Annotated in this window: 14 protein-coding genes; 6 read left to right on the top strand and 8 right to left on the bottom strand. The window is 73.2% G+C overall.

What is annotated here, in order from left to right:
- Positions 1 to 43: 43 nt before the first annotated feature.
- The 5 genes from cseC to ACFUJR_RS32490 form a co-directional block, all read right to left on the bottom strand.
- Entirely contained in the window at positions 44 to 1360 is a 1317-nt protein-coding gene (gene cseC / locus ACFUJR_RS32510; RefSeq protein WP_383180763.1) for a two-component system sensor histidine kinase CseC, read from the bottom strand.
- A 32-nt stretch (positions 1361 to 1392) separates the two neighbouring features.
- Entirely contained in the window at positions 1393 to 2097 is a 705-nt protein-coding gene (cseB, locus tag ACFUJR_RS32505) for a two-component system response regulator CseB (protein WP_383180759.1), read from the bottom strand.
- Between the two features lie 25 nt (positions 2098 to 2122).
- Entirely contained in the window at positions 2123 to 2830 is a 708-nt protein-coding gene (locus ACFUJR_RS32500; protein WP_383180756.1) for a hypothetical protein, read from the bottom strand.
- Positions 2818 to 3381: a SigE family RNA polymerase sigma factor gene (locus ACFUJR_RS32495; protein ID WP_383180754.1), complete on the bottom strand. Its 564-nt coding sequence runs from the start codon at positions 3379 to 3381 to the stop codon at positions 2818 to 2820. Before ACFUJR_RS32495 ends, ACFUJR_RS32500 begins: the two co-directional genes overlap by 13 nt.
- A gap of 365 nt (positions 3382 to 3746) precedes the next feature.
- Positions 3747 to 4676 carry an A/G-specific adenine glycosylase gene (locus ACFUJR_RS32490; protein WP_383180751.1) on the bottom strand — a complete coding sequence of 310 codons (930 nt, stop codon included), beginning with the start codon at positions 4674 to 4676 and terminating at the stop codon, positions 3747 to 3749.
- 415 nt (positions 4677 to 5091) lie between these two features.
- Here ACFUJR_RS32490 and ACFUJR_RS32485 point away from each other — a divergent pair, with 415 nt between their 5' ends.
- Positions 5092 to 5892: a hypothetical protein gene (locus tag ACFUJR_RS32485; protein WP_383180748.1), complete on the top strand. Its 801-nt coding sequence runs from the start codon at positions 5092 to 5094 to the stop codon at positions 5890 to 5892.
- Between the two features lie 114 nt (positions 5893 to 6006).
- Here ACFUJR_RS32485 and disA read toward each other — a convergent pair whose 3' ends face one another.
- Together disA and radA are read right to left on the bottom strand one after the other, a co-directional pair.
- Positions 6007 to 7065 (bottom strand): DNA integrity scanning diadenylate cyclase DisA, encoded by a 1059-nt coding sequence (disA, locus tag ACFUJR_RS32480; RefSeq protein ID WP_383179004.1) that lies wholly within the window; start codon positions 7063 to 7065, stop codon positions 6007 to 6009.
- 348 nt (positions 7066 to 7413) lie between these two features.
- Entirely contained in the window at positions 7414 to 8817 is a 1404-nt protein-coding gene (radA, locus tag ACFUJR_RS32475; protein ID WP_383179001.1) for a DNA repair protein RadA, read from the bottom strand.
- Between the two features lie 173 nt (positions 8818 to 8990).
- Here radA and ACFUJR_RS32470 point away from each other — a divergent pair, with 173 nt between their 5' ends.
- The gene (locus ACFUJR_RS32470; protein ID WP_383178998.1) at positions 8991 to 10709 is read left to right on the top strand and encodes a hypothetical protein; all 1719 of its coding nucleotides are present in this window, start codon (positions 8991 to 8993) and stop codon (positions 10707 to 10709) included.
- Positions 10710 to 10891: 182 nt separating this feature from the next.
- Here the strand turns inward: ACFUJR_RS32470 and ACFUJR_RS32465 are convergent, their stop codons facing one another.
- On the bottom strand, positions 10892 to 11740 hold the full coding sequence (locus ACFUJR_RS32465) for a hypothetical protein (RefSeq protein ID WP_383178995.1): 849 nt from the start codon (positions 11738 to 11740) through the stop codon (positions 10892 to 10894).
- A 40-nt stretch (positions 11741 to 11780) separates the two neighbouring features.
- On the opposite strand from ACFUJR_RS32465, the gene ACFUJR_RS32460 reads away from it, so the two are divergent.
- The 4 genes from ACFUJR_RS32460 (at position 11781) to ilvD (ending at position 16517) form a co-directional block, all read left to right on the top strand.
- The gene (locus ACFUJR_RS32460) at positions 11781 to 12713 is read left to right on the top strand and encodes a Ppx/GppA family phosphatase (protein ID WP_383178992.1); all 933 of its coding nucleotides are present in this window, start codon (positions 11781 to 11783) and stop codon (positions 12711 to 12713) included.
- A gap of 266 nt (positions 12714 to 12979) precedes the next feature.
- Complete coding sequence (locus ACFUJR_RS32455; RefSeq protein WP_383178989.1) at positions 12980 to 13813, top strand: sugar phosphate isomerase/epimerase family protein; 834 nt, start codon at positions 12980 to 12982, stop codon at positions 13811 to 13813.
- Positions 13810 to 14439: a TetR family transcriptional regulator gene (locus ACFUJR_RS32450; protein WP_383178986.1), complete on the top strand. Its 630-nt coding sequence runs from the start codon at positions 13810 to 13812 to the stop codon at positions 14437 to 14439. The genes ACFUJR_RS32455 and ACFUJR_RS32450 overlap by 4 nt, the downstream gene beginning before the upstream one ends.
- A gap of 224 nt (positions 14440 to 14663) precedes the next feature.
- Positions 14664 to 16517: a dihydroxy-acid dehydratase gene (gene ilvD / locus ACFUJR_RS32445; protein ID WP_383178983.1), complete on the top strand. Its 1854-nt coding sequence runs from the start codon at positions 14664 to 14666 to the stop codon at positions 16515 to 16517.
- Positions 16518 to 16665 lie beyond the last annotated feature (148 nt).

The raw sequence follows: 16665 nt of genomic DNA, 5'->3' as shown, positions 1-16665 counted from the left end.
GCACACCGGATGTGCCGGGCCCTCGCGCGTACGGTCCCTCTCCTCAGTCCGCGAAAGAGATGATCGGGAAGCTGCCCGTGTTCGTCGGCGCGTGGTCCGGCAGCCAGAGCACCGCGATCGCGCCTCCCGCCCCCTGCGGGGTGCCCTCGGGAGCGGCGTTACGGAACGTCAGCCGGGCGCCGAGAACCCGGGCCTGCCCCGCCGCGATCGTCAGCCCGAGCCCGTGCCCCTGCCCCGCCCGGTCGCTCGCGCCGGTACGGAACCGGCTCGGGCCCTCGCGGAGCAGCGCCTCGGGGAAGCCGGGACCGTGGTCCCGCACGCGTACCACCCGGCCCTCGACCGTCACCTCGACCCGCGGCTTGCCGTGCTTGGCCGCGTTCGCCAGCAGGTTGATGAGGATCCGCTCCAGGCGCCGCGGGTCGGTGCTCACCCAGGAGTCGTGGACCACATGCACGACCGCCTCCGGGTCGAGCGCCCGCACCCGCCGCTCCACGAACTCCCCGAGCGCGATCTCCTGCAGCTCGGCACGCTCCGAGGCGCTGTCGAGCCGGGCGACCTCCAGGACGTCCTCGACCAGCGTCCGCATGGCCTGCGCCCGGTCCCGCACCAGCTCGGTGGGGCGCCCGGGCGGCAGCAGCTCCGCCGCCGTGAGCAGCCCGGTCACCGGGGTGCGCAGCTCGTGCGCGATGTCCGCGGTGACCCGGCGCTCGGCCTCGATGCGCTCATGCAGGGCGTCGGTCAGGGCGTCCACCGCCCGGGCCAGATCGTCGGTCTCGTCACGCACGACTCCGCCGATGGCGTCCCGTACCCGTACCTCCGTGTTGCCCTGCGCGACCCGGCCTGCCGCCGCGGCGGCCTTGCGCAGCCGACGCGAGAGCTGGCCGCCGATGAGCACACCGAGCGCACAGCCGCCCATGACGACCGAGACCGAGCCGATGATCAGCGCCCGGTCGAGATCCTTCATGATCGTCGCGCTGCGGTCGGCGAACGGGATGTGCAGGGACAGCACGTCGCCGTTGGCCAGCGGCACGGCCGCCCAGACGTCCGGCGGACCACCGTGGCGGTGCTCCTGCACGTACGTACCGCGGCGCTTGTCCCGCATCAGCTGGTCGAGCTGGGGCGGCAGCATCGGGTCGTTGATCTTCGTACCGAACCGCGGCTCCTTCGGCTTGGAGCTCTCGTACAGCCGCTGCGCGAAGAGCAGCCGCTCCATCTGCACCTCGCGCGCGTTGTCGAGCATCGAGACGCGCGCCGAGTTGTGCACGACCAGGCTGAGCGTGACCGCGATGAGGGCGCCGACGGCGGCGATGGCGACGGCGATCTTCCAGCGGACGCCGGTACGGAAGGCGGGCGGTCTCACCTGCGGACCTGCTTCTCAGGCATCAGGCGTGGTCATCCCTTGAGTTTGTAGCCGAAGCCGCGGACCGTCTCGATCCGGTCCTGGCCGATCTTCGTGCGCAGTCGCTGGACATGGACGTCCACGACCCGGGTGTCGCCACCCCAGCCGTACTCCCAGACCCGCTCCAGGAGCTTGTCCCGCGACAGGACCGTGCCCGGCGCGGACGAGAACTCGAGCAGCAGCCGCATCTCGGTCGGGGTCAGCCCCACCGGAGCGCCTGCCCTGCGGACCTCCATGCCCTCGGTGTCGACCTCCAGGTCGCCGAAGACGAGCAGGCCACCCTCGGCCGTCCCGTCGGCCCCCGGCCCGCCGTGCACCGGGCCGCCGGCGTGCCCGAAGCGGCGCAGCACGGCCCGGATCCGGGCCACGAGCACGGACCCGTCGAAGGGCTTGGTCACGTAGTCGTCGGCCCCGGCCTCCAGGCCCAGGACGACGTCGATGGAGTCGGCGCGCGCGGAGAGCATGATCACGGGGACGGTCGACTCGTCACGGATGCGACGGCACAGACTCACCCCGTCCATCCCCGGCAGCATCACGTCGAGCAGCGCGATGTCGGGCCGGTCCGCCCGGAACGCCTCCAGGCCCGACAGTCCGTCGGGCATGGCGGTCACCACGAAGCCGTCCCGCTCCAGCGCGAGCTGGGTGGCCTCGCGGATGACGTCGTCGTCCTCGACGAACAGCACATGGGTCTCGGCCATCGCGCGCTCTTCCCTCACCTTCCGTTCAGCTGCCGCTCGGCTCGGCCGTCGCGGCGCCGTCGATGCCGCCGTCGCCGACCGCTCGGCTGTAGTCGTTGTGCACCCAGTCGTGCTGGGAGAACTTGTTTCCCGCCCAGCGGTACGTGATCACGTCCTCGCCCGAGGGGTACGCGACCGGGTCGCCCTTGGCGTACACCTGCTTGGTCACGACCAGATCGCCCCGGTCGATGGTGGCGTACACCGCCGCGTCCTCGGCCATGAAGACGTTCCTGTAGCCGTCGCCGTCCCCCCGGTACACGTACGTTCCGATGCCGACGGCATCCCCGCAGGTCATCACGTTGACGACGACATCGGGCTTCGTGCCGCCGGTCAGGTTCCCGTAGGACGTGTCCACCGGGTACGCGTCCGCGACGCAGGGCTTGAGGTCCGCCTTCAGACGTCCCCCGATCTTCGGGTCGCCCTTGATCAGCGCGATCGGGTCGACCCTCTCGGCGGGTATCCGCCCGGCGGAGGCGGAGCCGGAGGGGGACGGTGCGGGGACCACCGAACCCGCCTCGTCGGCGCGGGCCGCGCCTTCGTCACGGGAGCCCGTACCGCCGGTGGAGCAGGCGGTCACGAACAGGCCGATGGCGGCGAGCACGGCCACCGCCGTGATGCTCACCGCCTTGAGGGTCCGACGGCGCGGGCCGCCGGGCCCGTCGTCGCCGTCGTATCTGGCGCCTAGGCCGCGCACCGGTCCTGCCCCCGTTCGTCACGTCGTACGGTCGACCGCTCCAGGGCGCGGGCGTCCTCGACGCCGCGGCTCTCCAGTTCCTGCCGCAGTCGGGCCAGTGCGCGGTGGAGCGTGGACTTCACGGTACCGGTCGACATGCCGAGCGCGGCCGCGGTCTCCTCGGTGCTCATCTGTTCCCAGTGCCGCAGGACGACGACGCTGCGCTGCTTCGGGGCGAGGACCTTGAGGATGTCCATGAGGAGCGCGCGGTCGGCGTGCTGCTCGGTGGCGTCGTCGACGGACGCGTCGGGCAGCTGCTCGGTGGGGACCTCGTCGAGCTTGCGGGCGCGCCACCACTCCGTACGCGTGTTGATCATCACGCGGCGGAGGTACGCGTCGGCGAGGGACTTGTCGGCGATGCCGTCCCAGCGGCCGAACGTGCGGACGAGGGCGGTCTGGAGCAGGTCCTGGGCGTCGACCGGGTCGGGGACGAGCCGACGGGCGCTGCGCAGCAGCGCGTCCTGCCGCGTCCGTACGTACTCCTCGAAGTCGAGCACCTCGCCGTGCGGCATACCGACCGCCTCCATCCCCGTGACCTGCTTGTTCGCTTGACGGGGATGACGCTACGGAGCGCTTGTCACGAGGCTGTGCGAGCAGGCCGTCGACAGACACACGGCTGCCCATCGGTTGTGTAACAGGGGCTGGGAGTGGGTATAGGGGCGACTCGCCTGCTGCGGGCGTGGGCCGGCGCCCTCCGGACGCGGGACCCGGAGGACCCCGCCGGGACTGCCGAGCGGGACCGCACGGGGGGGCGGGGATGTGCCGGTGAGGACCCGGGGGTCGGGGTTGTGCCGGTCAGGTCCGGGGGCTGGGGCCGTGCCCGACAGGACGCGGGGTCGGACTGCGCCCGTCAAGGACCGGGGAAGAACCGCGCACGTCAGGACTGCGGGAGGCGGTACTCCGCGTTCTCCAGGGGTTCCACCAGGCCGTCCGCCACCAGGCCGTCCAGCGCGCGGGCGCGCTGGACCGGGTCGTCCCAGACCGCGTCCAGAGCGGCCTGCGCCACCGGGCCGGGCGCGTCCCGCAGGACCGCGAGCAGCCGGCCCCGTACCTGCCGGTCCGTCCCCGCGTACGTCTGGCCGCGGCGCGGCGGCCCGTCGTGGGCCGGCTTCCCGCCCAGCCGCCACGCGCACCGGTCGGCGATCGGGCATCGCCCGCAGTCCTCGTTCTTCGCCGTGCACACCAGCGCGCCCAGCTCCATCGAGGCCGCCGCCCAGCGCGCCGCCGTCCCCTCGTCCGGCGGCAGCAGCTCCCGCGCGAGCCTGCGCTCGGCCGCGGTCGTGGCGTTCGGCGGGTACTGCACGCCCGTCGCCGCCCGGGCGAACACCCGGCGGACGTTCGTGTCCAGCACCGGATGCCGCTGCCCGTACGCGAACGAGGCCACCGCCGCAGCCGTGTACTCGCCGATCCCGGGCAGTGCCAGCAGCGCCGCGTGCTCGCTCGGTACGTCGCCGCCGTGCCGCTCCGTTATGGCCACGGCCGCCGCGTGCAGCCGCAGCGCGCGCCGCGGATACCCGAGCCGGCCCCAGGCGCGGACGGCCTCGCCGGGCGCGTCGGCGGCGAGGTCGGCCGGACGCGGCCAGCGCGCCAGCCACTGCTCGTACACCGGCAGGACCCGAACGACCGGAGTCTGCTGGAGCATGAACTCGCTGACCATCACGCCCCACGCGCCCGCCTCGGGGCGGCGCCAGGGCAGGTCGCGGGCGTGCCGGTCGAACCAGGCGAGGACGGGCCCGTGCAGTGCGGCGGCGGGTGCCGGGACGGCCGGGGCGTCGAACACAGGGGTGGGGGCATCGGTGGAAGTCATCGCACCCCCGATCCTGGCACGTCCGGCGCTCGTTCCGTACGCGCCGTGGCGCACACCCTCGGGGCGCGTGGAGGCGCGCGGGCGCGGCCCGCGCCCCGCGCACCCCACCACGGCGCCGTTCCGGCTCGACCGTGCCGCCTCCGCCACCGCCCGCACGGGCCGGCTCGCCACCGTCACGACCAGGGGCGCCACCAGACCCCGAGCAGCAGCCCGACGGTCATGTGCGCGTGCTCATGGTCGGCGACGCCAACCGGCGGCCGATGCCGGCACCCGGAGCGAACGACCACCACCCCCGACGAAAACGGGGGATTACGGAGACGGACCCGTACCCCGGGATGTGATCATCGGCAAAACTTGGTGCCTGGGGCGGCGGGTGGGGCGGGAGTTGGGGCCGATCTCTCGTAAGGTTCGTGGCGTGGGATCACTGCGCAATCCGGTCGGGCCGCTTCCCTCCTCCATCTACTGGCGACGGAGGGCGGTCGCGCTGTGCCTGATCGCCCTGATGGCACTGATCGCCATCTGGGTCGTCGCCTCCGGTGGAGGCGGCGGGAAGAAGCCCGACGACTCCGCCAACGGCTCTTCTCCCGCGCCCTCGATCACCCCCGGACCCTCCGGCTCCGGTCCCGCGATCAGCGAACAGCCGGGCGGCCGCGACGAGTCGGGCGAGTCCGGCGAGAACTCCGGTGGGGACGACGGTGACGGCGGCGGCGGTACGGACGCCGGCGACGGCGGCAAGAACGGCGACACCGACGGTGGAGGCGGAGCCGGCGGCGCGGGCGCGAGCGCGGGCCAGCAGGTTCCGGCCGACTCACCGCTGCCGAACTGCGCTCCCGGATCGCTGCAGTTGACCCTCCGCAGCGCCCAGGTCTCGTACGCGCCGGGCGAGAAGCCGCGCTTCCACCTGGTCGCCAAGAACACCTCGGCCGTCGACTGCAAGGCCGACCTCGGTCCCAAGAACGCGGTCCTGACGATCAGCGACGATCAGGACGACGACGTCTGGTCCTCCCAGGACTGCCCGCGCCCGGCCGGATCCGTGTTCCTCCGGGTCCCGGCGGGTGCGGAGATCACGCGCACCGTGGAGTGGGACCGCGCCCGGAGCGCCCCGCAGTGCGCCACCGCCCCGGCGGGTCCGGTGGGGCCGGGGACGTACCTGGTGGAGGCGACGATGCCGGGCGTGAAGGTGCTTCCGGCCTCGTTCACGCTGGCCAAGGACTGACGGTACGCGGAGGGGGCCGCACGGGATTCTCCGTACGGCCCCCTCCGCGTACCGCTGCCAGACGCTGTCACACGTACCGCAGCGGTGCGTACCGCTGCCAGACAGACCGCCGGCTCAGACGTACCGCTCCAGGATCGAGGACTCCGCGAGCCGCGACAGGCCCTCGCGGACGCTGCGCGCCCGGGCCTCGCCGACGCCGTCGACGGTCTGGAGGTCGTCGACGCTGGCCGCGAGCAGCTTCTGCAGGCCGCCGAAGTGCTCCACGAGCCGCTCGATGATCGCGCCGGGCAGCCGCGGGACCTTGGCGAGGAGCCGGTAGCCGCGCGGGGAGACCGCGGAGTCGAGGGTCTCGGGGGAGCCGCTGTACCCCAGAGCCCTTGCCACGATGGGGAGTTCGAGGAGCTCCGCGTGGGTGAGCGCGTTGAGCTCGGTCAGCGCTTCCGGGACCGTGCGTGAGCGCTTGGCCGTGGGCTCCGGCACGTAGTCGCGGATGACGAGCTCCCGCTCGGGCTCCACGCCCGCGATCAACTCGTCGAGCTGGAGCGAGAGAAGGCGGCCGTCGGTGCCGAGCTCGACGACGTACTCGGCGATCTCGGTGGCGATCCGGCGGACCATCTCCAGGCGCTGGGCGACGGCCGTGACGTCCCGGACGGTCACCAGGTCCTCGATCTCCAGCGCGGAGAGCGTGCCGGCGACCTCGTCGAGACGGAGCTTGTACCGCTCCAGAGTCGCGAGCGCCTGGTTGGCGCGGGAGAGGATCGCGGCCGACTCCTCCAGGACGCGACGCTCACCGTTCACGTAGATGGCGATGAGCCGCATCGACTGGGAGACGGAGACGACCGGGAAGTTGCACTGCTTGGAGACCCGGTCCGCGGTGCGGTGGCGGGTGCCGGTCTCCTCGGTGTGGATGGAGGCGTCCGGCACGAGCTGGACACCGGCCCGGTGGATCTTGGAGATGTCCTTGTCGAGGACGAGCCCGCCGTCGAGCTTGCACAGCTCACGCAGCCGGGTCGCCGTGAACTCCACGTCCAGTACGAAGCCGCCGGTGCACATCGAGTCCACTGTCTTGTCCATGCCGAGCACGATCAGACCGCCGGTGTTGCCGCGCAGAACGCGCTCGAGGCCGTCGCGCAGTGCGGTGCCGGGAGCGACCGCGCTGAGGGCCGCGCGCATCAGCGCTTCGTTCCCGTCCTTGGCTGCCACTGCTCTCCTCCGGCTCGTACGGATGGGCGAGACCAGGGCAAAGTCTAGCGACACCGCCCCGCGCTCCTCCGCCGCACGCCGGAGCGCACCCCTCGTCGCCCCGGGCGGCCCGCACGCGCCACCCCGCCCCGACGCCGTTCACGCCCCCGCCCCGACGCCGTCCGCGCCCCCGCCCCGACGTCGTCCGCGCCCCCGCCCCGACGTCGTCCGCAGCCCCGGAGCGAGAGCGTCCGCGGCTCCGGAACGAAAGGGTCCGCGGCGCCGGTACGGAGGCGTCCGCGACGTCCGCGAGAACCCACGGGCATCGGCCCGCCCCCGCTACCCCTGCTCGTCGCGGGCAGCGGCGGGTCTGCGGGTGCGGGGCAGCACCCTCAGCGCGTCCCCCATGTCCGCCACCTCCGTGACCTTCATGCCCGCGGGCACCTTCCCCGGATCCCCGGGGACCAGCGCGTGCGTGAATCCGAGCCGGTGCGCCTCGGACAGGCGGCGCTGCACGCCGGTGACCCGACGGACCTCGCCCGCGAGCCCGACCTCGCCGATCGCGACGAGGTTCTTCGGGAGCGGGGTGTCGCTGGCGGCGGAGGCCAGGGCGAGGGCGATCGCCAGGTCGGCGGCGGGCTCGGAGAGCTTCACGCCGCCCACCGTCGCCGAGTAGATGTCCCGCTTGCCGAGCGCGCTGATCCGGCCGCGCTGCTCCAGGACGGCCAGCATCATCGAGACCCGTGAGGTCTCAAGGCCCGAGGTGGTCCGCCGGGGCGAGGGGATCTGGGAGTCGACCGTCAGTGCCTGCACCTCGGCCACCAGCGGCCGGCGGCCCTCCAGCGTGACCGTCAGACAGGTCCCGGGCACGGCCACGTCGCGCCGGGTCAGGAAGAGCCCGGAGGGGTCGGCGAGGCCCGTGATCCCCTCGTCGTGCAACTCGAAGCAGCCGACCTCGTCCGTCGCCCCGTACCGGTTCTTCACGCCGCGGACGAGCCTCAGGCGCGCGTGCCGGTCGCCTTCGAAGCTCAGGACGACGTCGACCAGGTGCTCCAGGAGCCGGGGTCCGGCGATGGCGCCGTCCTTGGTGACGTGGCCGACCAGGAGCGTGGCCATACCGCGCTCCTTGGAGGCCCGGATGAGCGCCCCGGCGACCTCGCGCACCTGGGCCATGCCGCCCGGCGCCCCGTCGATCTCGGGCGAGGCGACCGTCTGCACCGAGTCCATGATCAGCAGCGAGGGCTTCACGGCGTCGAGGTGGCCGAGGACCGCGGACAGATCCGTCTCGGCGGCCAGGTACAGGTGGTCGTTGAGGGCGTTGATCCGGTCGGCGCGCAGCCGGACTTGACTCGCGGACTCCTCGCCCGTGACGTACAGCGTGCGGTGCTCCTCGCTCGCGGCCTTCGAGGCGACGTCGAGCAGCAGTGTGGACTTGCCGACGCCGGGCTCGCCGGCGAGCAGCACGACCGCGCCGGGCACGAGCCCCCCGCCGAGGACCCGGTCCAGCTCGTCCACGCCCGTGGAGCGGGCGGTGGCCTGCCGGCCGTCGACCTGGCCGATCGGGAGCGCGGCCGTGGAGACGCGGCCGGCGGCGGTGGTACGGACGGCGGGCGCGCCGTACTCCTCGACCGTCCCCCAGGCCTGGCACTCGGGGCAACGGCCGAGCCATTTGGCGGTCGTCCAGCCGCATTCGGTGCAGCGGTAGGACGGTCGGTCCTTGGCGGATTTCGTACGGGCAGCCATGCGCCACACCGTAGCGGCCCGCACTGACAGCGGATGCCGGGCCGGAGTCCCGCCGGTCCCACGGCATCGGAATGCCCCGCTCCTGTCCCCTTTCGAGCGATACGTTCACCCGTAAGGATTAAAAGTGCTCAACCGGTACGAAGAGTCTGCCCTGCCTTGCCTACGGTCGCCAGGTGACGAGCAGCAGGCTGGAACCCCCCACCCACACCACCGGCGCACACCGGGCGCACCGGCGGGCGGCCGAAGGTCCCCGCACTCTCGGTCAGCACCCGCCCGCCCGCTACGAGGCGTATCTGGACGGTCTGTTCACCTACTGCCTCTCCGTGCTCTGTGACCACGACTCCGCGACCGCCGTCCTCGGCGACGTCCTCGCGGTCGCCGAGCGCCACCGCGGCCGCTGCCCGTCCGGCGAGGACGGCCGCAAGGCCTGGCTCTACGCGCTCGCCCGCTGGGCCTGTCTGCGCAGCCTCGCCGAGCAGCGCCGGACCCGGCAGGGCGCGCACACCGGCCGTCCGACCGTCGAGGAGCCGCAGCCGCCCCGGGTCTCCGAGGAGGTCGCCGAGCGTCGCCGCGCCGAACTGGCGCTGCTGGCCTGGCCGGAGGCCGCAGGCACCACGCCGGAGCAGCGCGAGGCGCTCGAACTCGCGGTCCGGCACGGCCTCGGTCACCGCGAGGTCGCCGCCGTGCTCTCCCTCGACCCGCTCGCCGCCCGCGAACTGCTCTCCTCCGCCGCCTGCGAGGTCGAGCGCACCCGCGCCGCGCTCGCGGTCGTCGAGACCGGGATCTGCCCCACCGTCGCCCGGCTCACCGGCGACCACCAGGTGCTGCTCTCCGCGACCCTGCGCGCCGAGCTGGTCCGCCATGTCGACGACTGCCCGCGGTGCCGCCGGGCCGCCGAGCGGGCGGGCGCGGGCGGCCCGTGGCCCGGTGCGGCGTCGCCGACCCCGGCCCGGCTCCCGCTGGTGGAGGCACCGAGGGCGGCCGCGTACGTGGCGATGCTGCACGTCCCACGCGCGCGTGGCGCCGCTCCCCGGTTCGGACCGGCCGGGTTCCCCCTGGACCCCAAGGACCACGCGGCCCGCCGCGACCGGGTGCGGGCCCGCGCGGTGACGACGACCGTCGTGGCGGCCGTGGTCGCGGCCCCGGTGCTCGCCCTGTGGGCCTCGTACCGTGGCGGTCCCGTCGGCGAGGGCGGCCAGGCCGGCACGCCGGTCAGCGCGCGCGAGGCGGACGACCCGACGGGCCTCGACGGCTCCCCGTACGACCACTACGAGAACGCGGGCAACGCCCGCACCACCCCCGATCCGCGCTTCACCCGGGGCAGCAGATCCCCGGACGTCTCGGTCGAGGTGATCAGCCCCGGCGGGCCCGCGGGGCCCTCGGTACCCGGTCAGGCCGGCCCCGGCCGGATCACGGTCGCGGCCCAGGGGAACGGCGACACGACGCTGCTCACCCTCACCGCCTCCGGCGGCTCGCCCGTCGACTGGTCGCTCTGGTCGGACGCGCCCTGGCTGTACGTGAGCCAGGCCTCGGGCACCCTGCGGCCCGGCGAGTCGGTGACGGTCCGGATCTCCGTCGACCACGCGCGCGAGCCCGCGGGCGCCTGGTCGGCCCGGGTCGGGGTCGACCCCTCGGGCGCCGTCGTACGGATCGACGGCCGCGGGAGGACGACCCCGCCGCCGACGACGGAGGAGCCCCCGCCGACGACCGAGGAGCCGCCGCCGGCCACGGAGGAACCCACGACGCCCCCGCCGACGGGGGAGGAGCCGCCGCCGACCACGGAGGAGCCGACGACCCCTCCGCCGACGACGGAGCCGACCCCGACGACGGAACCGCCCTCGGCCACGGACCCCGGCACGCCGAGCGGATCGGACTCACCGCCGCCGCCGTAGGTGTACTGCCCTGGGCACGGCTCCCACCCGCCGGCCACCGTCGCCCGGCTACCGGCTGTCGACCCGGTCACAGCTGTCGGCCGGCCACCGGTCGTCGCCCGCCCGTCTGCCGTCGCCCGGTCACCGGCTGTCGCCCGGCTACCGGCTGTCGGCCGGTCACCGCCCGTCGGCCCGGCTACCGGTTACCGTTCGACAGGGTCCGCCGGGTGAGGAGCCACCAGCGGCAGCTGGGCCGCCAGTCGCGCCTCGCACAGCTCCACCAGCACGTCGTACGCCGCCTTGCCCATCAGCTCGGTCAGCTCGGGCCGGTACGTCACGTACACCGGCTCTCCGGCCCCGTGCGCCGACGTCGCCGACGTGCACCACCAGTGCAGGTCGTGGCCGCCCGGGCCCCAGCCCCGGCGGTCGTACTCGCCGATCGACACCTGAAGGATCCGGGAGTCGTCGGGCCGGTCGATCCACTCGTACGTCCGGCGCACCGGCAGCTGCCAGCAGACGTCCGGCTTCGTCTCCAGCGGCTCCTTGCCCTCCTTGAGGGCCAGGATGTGCAGCGAGCAGCCGGCGCCGCCCTCGAACCCCGGGCGGTTCTGGAAGATGCAGGACCCCTTCCAACGCCGGGTCTGCCGGTCGCCGTCCTCGTCGAGCTGCGTCCAGCCCGACTCCGTGCCGACGTCGTGGAACTGCCAGAGCTCCGGCGTGAGCCGGTCCACGTACGAGGCGACCCGCTTCTCGTCGTCCTCGTCGGAGAAGTGCGCGCCGAGCGTGCAGCAGCCGTCGTCGGCGCGGCCGGCCTGGATGCCCTGGCAGCCGCTGCCGAAGATGCACGTCCAGCGCGAGGTGAGCCAGGTCAGGTCGCAGCGGAAGACCTGCTCGTCGTCCGCCGGGTCGGGAAACTCGACCCAGGCGCGCGGAAAGTCGAGGCCCTTCTCGTCCGGTTCGCCCGGGCCGTGGGTCGCGCCCTGCTTCTTGGAGGTCTTCTGAGCCTTGGCAGCGCTGTCTTTGCCCGGCTTCGCCTTTTTCGTCTTTGGCACACCACAAGCGTATGCGGGTGGGAGCAGTAGCGTTCCGTCCATGAGACTCGGAGTCCTCGACGTCGGTTCGAACACAGTGCACCTGCTGGTGGTGGACGCCCACCCCGGCGCCCGCCCGCTGCCCGCGCACTCCCACAAGGCCGAGCTGCGGCTCGCGGAGCTCCTCGACGCGGAGGGCGCCATCGCCCCGGCCGGGGTCGAGCGGCTCATCGCGACCGTCCAGGGCGCGCTGCAGGCCGCCGAGGACAAGGGCTGTGAGGAGGTGCTGCCGTTCGCGACCTCCGCAGTGCGCGAGGCGACGAACGCCGACGCCGTCCTCGACCGTGTGAAGCGGGAGACCGGGATCGACCTCCAGGTCCTCACCGGCGACGAGGAGGCCCGGCTCACCTTCCTGGCGGCGCGCCGCTGGTACGGCTGGTCCGCGGGCAAGCTGTTCCTCCTGGACATCGGCGGCGGCTCGCTGGAGATCGCGTACGGCATCGACGAGGAGCCGGACGCGGCGGTCTCGCTGCCGCTGGGGGCGGGCCGGCTGACGTCGGGCTGGCTGCCGGGCGACCCGCCCGACGCGGCGGACGTACGGGCGCTGCGCCGTCACGCGCGCGCCCAGATCGCCCGTACGGTCGGAGAGTTCAGCCGCTTCGGCAAGCCCGACCATGTCGTGGCCACGTCCAAGACCTTCAAGCAGCTCGCCCGGATCGCCGGAGCGGCCGGCTCCGAGAGGGGGCTCTACCTGCGGCGCGTCCTCACCCGAGCGTCCCTGGAGGAGTGGGTCCCCAAGCTCAGCGCGATGACCGTCGAGCAGCGCTGCGGGCTCCCGGGCGTGTCGGAGGGCCGCGCGCCCCAGCTCCTCGCGGGCGCGCTGGTGGCGGAGGGCGCGATGGACCTCTTCGGCGTGGACGAGCTGGAGATCTGCCCCTGGGCGCTCCGCGAGGGCGTGATCCTGCGCCGTCTGGACCACCTGCCGGAGGAGTAGCACCGAACGGAGCCCTGGCTCCACGCGCGCCCGCAGCGGAGACGCGCAGTCGCACAAGCGCGTCCGCGGCGGGAACGCGCAGCCGCTGAAAAGCGCCCGCGGCGGAAACGCGCGTGCGGCGGAGACCGCAGGACGCGGAAACCGGAGGACGCACCGGCCCGCCACGCGCGCGTGGGGGCTCGCGCGGCGCTCCCGCGCCCCCGTCGCGACCGAGGGTGACGGGAACCACCTCCCCGGCCACCGCCCCGCCCCGTACGCTGTCCTTCGTGGCAGAACCAGTGGTGCGCATCCCGGATGCGAAGGTCGCCCTGTCGACGGCCTCGGTCTATCCGGAGTCGACGGCGACGGCCTTCGAGATCGCCGCGCGCCTCGGTTACGACGGTGTCGAGATCATGGTGTGGACCGATCCGGTCAGCCAGGACATCGAGGCCCTGCGCCGCCTCTCGGACTACCACCAGGTCCCGATCCTCGCCGTTCACGCCCCGTGTCTGCTGATCACGCAGCGCGTCTGGTCCACCGACCCCTGGGTCAAGCTCCAGCGCGCCCAGGCGGCCGCGGAGAAGCTCGGCGCCTCCACGGTCGTCGTCCACCCACCGTTCCGCTGGCAGCGCCAGTACGCCCGCGGCTTCGTCGACGGCATCTGGCGGATGGCCGACGAGACGGACGTCCGGTTCGCCGTCGAGAACATGTACCCGTGGCGGTACAAGGACCGCGAGATGCTCGCGTACGCCCCCGAGTGGGACGTCACCAAGGACGACTACCGCCACTTCACGGTCGACCTCTCCCACACCGCCACCGCCCGTACGGACGCCCTCGCGATGATCGACCGCATGGGCGACCGCCTCGGCCATGTCCACCTCGCCGACGGCAAGGGCTCGGCCAAGGACGAGCACCTGGTCCCCGGCCGCGGCAACCAGCCCTGTGCCGAGGTCCTGGAACGACTGGCGCTCACGGGCTTCGACGGCCATGTGGTCATCGAGGTCAACACCCGGCGGGCGATGTCCGCCGCCGAACGCGAGGTGGACCTCGCGGAGGCCCTCGCCTTCACCCGTCTGCACCTGGCCTCCGCCGCCAAGTCCTCCCGAGTGCCCCGCTCATGACAGGACCGGCCCCGGCCCCGCGCCGCCGCGGCCGCCCCTCCCGTACCGAGGAGGAGAGCGGACCCGGCGCCCGCGAGCGCATCCTGGAAGCCGCCCGCGCGCAGTTCGCCGAGCGCGGCTACGACAAGACCTCCGTGCGCGGCATCGCCAAGGCGGCCGACGTGGACCCGGCGCTCGTGCACCACTACTTCGGTACGAAGGACGAGGTCTTCGCCGCCGCGATCGAGGTCTCCTTCGAGCCCGCCGCCGTCCTCCCCGCGATCCTCGGCGGCCCCCTGGACGGCATCGGCGAGCGGCTCGCCCGCTACTTCATCGGCGTCTGGGAGAACCCGGTCAGCCGCGCCCCGCTCCTCGCGATCATCCGCTCCGCCCTGACGCACGAGGCGGCGGCCAAGGTGCTCCGCGGCTTCGTCCTGCGCCGGCTCCTGGAGCGGATCGCTGCGGATCTCGACGTACCGGACCCGAAGTTCCGCGCGGAACTCGCCGCCTCCCACATGATCGGGATCGCGATCCTGCGGTACGTCATCAAGGTCGAGCCGATGGCCTCCGCCGACCCGGAGGAGATCGTGGCCCACGTCGCCCCGACGCTCCAGCGCTATCTCACGGACCCGTCACCCACGTCCTGACCCCCGCCCCGACCGACACCTTGACCTCCGTCCTCGCCCACGTCCTGACCCCCGCCCCGACCGACGCCCTGGCCCCCCTCCCGACCCGCCCCCGGCCCACGTCCTTCCCCGGTCCCCGACCGAAGGCTGAACATGGCGTCCGGCATGCGGACAAGTCGTCCAGATCTTGGTCAGGCGGCGTACGCTCGTCAGCAAGCACACCCATCACTGAGGAGCGAGCGACGATGCCCGAGCTGAGGTCCCGCACTGTCACCCACGGCCGCAACATGGCGGGCGCCCGCGCCCTTATGCGCGCCTCCGGTGTACCCGGCGCGGACATCGGCCGGAAGCCGATCATCGCGGTGGCGAACTCCTTCACCGAGTTCGTCCCGGGCCACACCCACCTCCAGCCGGTCGGCCGGATCGTCTCCGAGGCCATCACGGCCGCCGGTGCCATCCCGCGCGAGTTCAACACGATCGCCGTCGACGACGGCATCGCCATGGGCCACGGTGGCATGCTCTACTCCCTGCCCTCCCGCGACCTGATCGCGGACAGCGTGGAGTACATGGTCGAGGCCCACTGCGCCGACGCCCTGATCTGCATCTCCAACTGCGACAAGATCACCCCCGGCATGCTGATGGCCGCCCTGCGCCTCAACATCCCGACGGTCTTCGTCTCCGGCGGTCCGATGGAGTCCGGCAAGGCCACACTTGTCGACGGCACGGTCCGTACGCTCGACCTGGTCGACGCGATCTCCGACGCGGTCAACGACAAGATCTCGGACGAGGACATCCTCCGTATCGAGGAGAACGCCTGTCCGACCTGCGGGTCCTGTTCCGGCATGTTCACCGCCAACTCGATGAACTGCCTGACCGAGGCCATCGGCCTCTCCCTCCCCGGCAACGGCTCGGTCCTCGCCACCCACACGGCCCGCAAGGCGCTGTACGAGAACGCGGCGCGCACGGTCGTCGACATCACCCGTCGCTACTACGACGAGGACGACGACTCGGTCCTGCCGCGCTCCGTGGCCACCCGCGCGGCCTTCGAGAACGCCATGGCGCTGGACATCGCCATGGGCGGCTCGACCAACACGATCCTGCACCTGCTGGCCGCCGCCCAGGAGGCCGAGCTGGACTACGGACTCTCCGACATGGACGAGGTCTCGCGCCGCGTTCCGTGCCTGGCCAAGGTCGCGCCGAACGTGGCGCCCGGCGGCACGTACTACATGGAGGACGTGCACCGCGCCGGTGGCATCCCGGCCATCCTGGGCGAGCTGTACCGAGCGGGTCTCCTCAACGAGGACGTGCACACCGTCCACTCCCGTTCCATCAAGGAGTGGCTGGGAACCTGGGACGTGCGCGGCGGCTCCCCCTCCGAGGAGGCCGTCGAGATGTGGCACGCGGCGCCCGGCTGCGTCCGCTCGGCGACCGCCTTCTCGCAGTCCGAGCGCTGGGACTCCCTGGACACGGACGCGGCCGGCGGCTGCATCCGCGACGCGGCCCACGCGTACTCGAAGGACGGCGGACTCGCGGTCCTGCGCGGCAACCTGGCTGTCGACGGCTGTGTCGTGAAGACCGCCGGCGTGGACGAGTCGATCTGGACGTTCGAGGGTCCGGCCGTCGTCTGCGAGTCGCAGGACGAGGCCGTCGAGAAGATCCTCAACAAGCAGATCACCGACGGCGACGTGGTCGTCATCCGTTTCGAGGGCCCGCGCGGCGGCCCGGGCATGCAGGAGATGCTCTACCCGACCTCCTTCCTGAAGGGCCGGGGCCTGGGCAAGACCTGCGCGCTGGTGACCGACGGCCGTTTCTCGGGCGGTACGTCGGGCCTGTCGATCGGCCACGCGTCCCCGGAGGCGGCCTCGGGCGGCACGATCGCGCTGGTCGAGGACGGCGACCGGATCCGTATCGACATCCCGAGCCGCTCGATCGAGCTGCTCGTCGACGACGCCACGCTGGCGGCCCGCCGTGAGGCCCTGGGCGGGGTCTACGCCCCGAAGAACCGGCAGCGGAAGGTCTCGGCGGCGCTGCGGGCTTACGCGGCGATGGCGACGAGCGCGGACAAGGGCGCGGTGCGCGACGTGACGAAGCTGGCCTGACCCGGCCGGCACCGGTCAGCCACCTGGAAACACATGACGACGGACGCGGGGGGGGGGGGGGGGCGCCCCCCCCCCCCCCTCCTTCTCTCCCCCGCCCCCAGAAGACCCCACCCCGGAAACCACCCACACCCCCCCCCCCTGCCCCTTG

It is taken from the genome of Streptomyces sp. NPDC057271, from assembly GCF_042668715.1.
Classification (GTDB): Bacteria; Actinomycetota; Actinomycetes; order Streptomycetales; family Streptomycetaceae; genus Streptomyces.
The sequence above is the reverse complement of the archived record's forward strand: the minus strand, read 5'-3'. Positions and strand labels throughout refer to the sequence as shown.

What these genes read in the sequence shown, in the direction of transcription:
- ilvD (WP_383178983.1), top strand. Translation starts at nt 14,664, where the DNA reads ATGCCCGAGCTGAGGTCCCGCACTGTCACCCACGGCCGCAACATGGCG.
- ACFUJR_RS32490 (WP_383180751.1), bottom strand. Translation starts at nt 4,676, where the DNA reads ATGACTTCCACCGATGCCCCCACCCCTGTGTTCGACGCCCCGGCCGTC.
- ACFUJR_RS32495 (WP_383180754.1), bottom strand. Translation starts at nt 3,381, where the DNA reads ATGCCGCACGGCGAGGTGCTCGACTTCGAGGAGTACGTACGGACGCGG.
- ACFUJR_RS32460 (WP_383178992.1), top strand. Translation starts at nt 11,781, where the DNA reads ATGAGACTCGGAGTCCTCGACGTCGGTTCGAACACAGTGCACCTGCTG.
- cseB (WP_383180759.1), bottom strand. Translation starts at nt 2,097, where the DNA reads ATGGCCGAGACCCATGTGCTGTTCGTCGAGGACGACGACGTCATCCGC.
- ACFUJR_RS32450 (WP_383178986.1), top strand. Translation starts at nt 13,810, where the DNA reads ATGACAGGACCGGCCCCGGCCCCGCGCCGCCGCGGCCGCCCCTCCCGT.
- disA (WP_383179004.1), bottom strand. Translation starts at nt 7,065, where the DNA reads ATGCGCGCGGCCCTCAGCGCGGTCGCTCCCGGCACCGCACTGCGCGAC.
- radA (WP_383179001.1), bottom strand. Translation starts at nt 8,817, where the DNA reads ATGGCTGCCCGTACGAAATCCGCCAAGGACCGACCGTCCTACCGCTGC.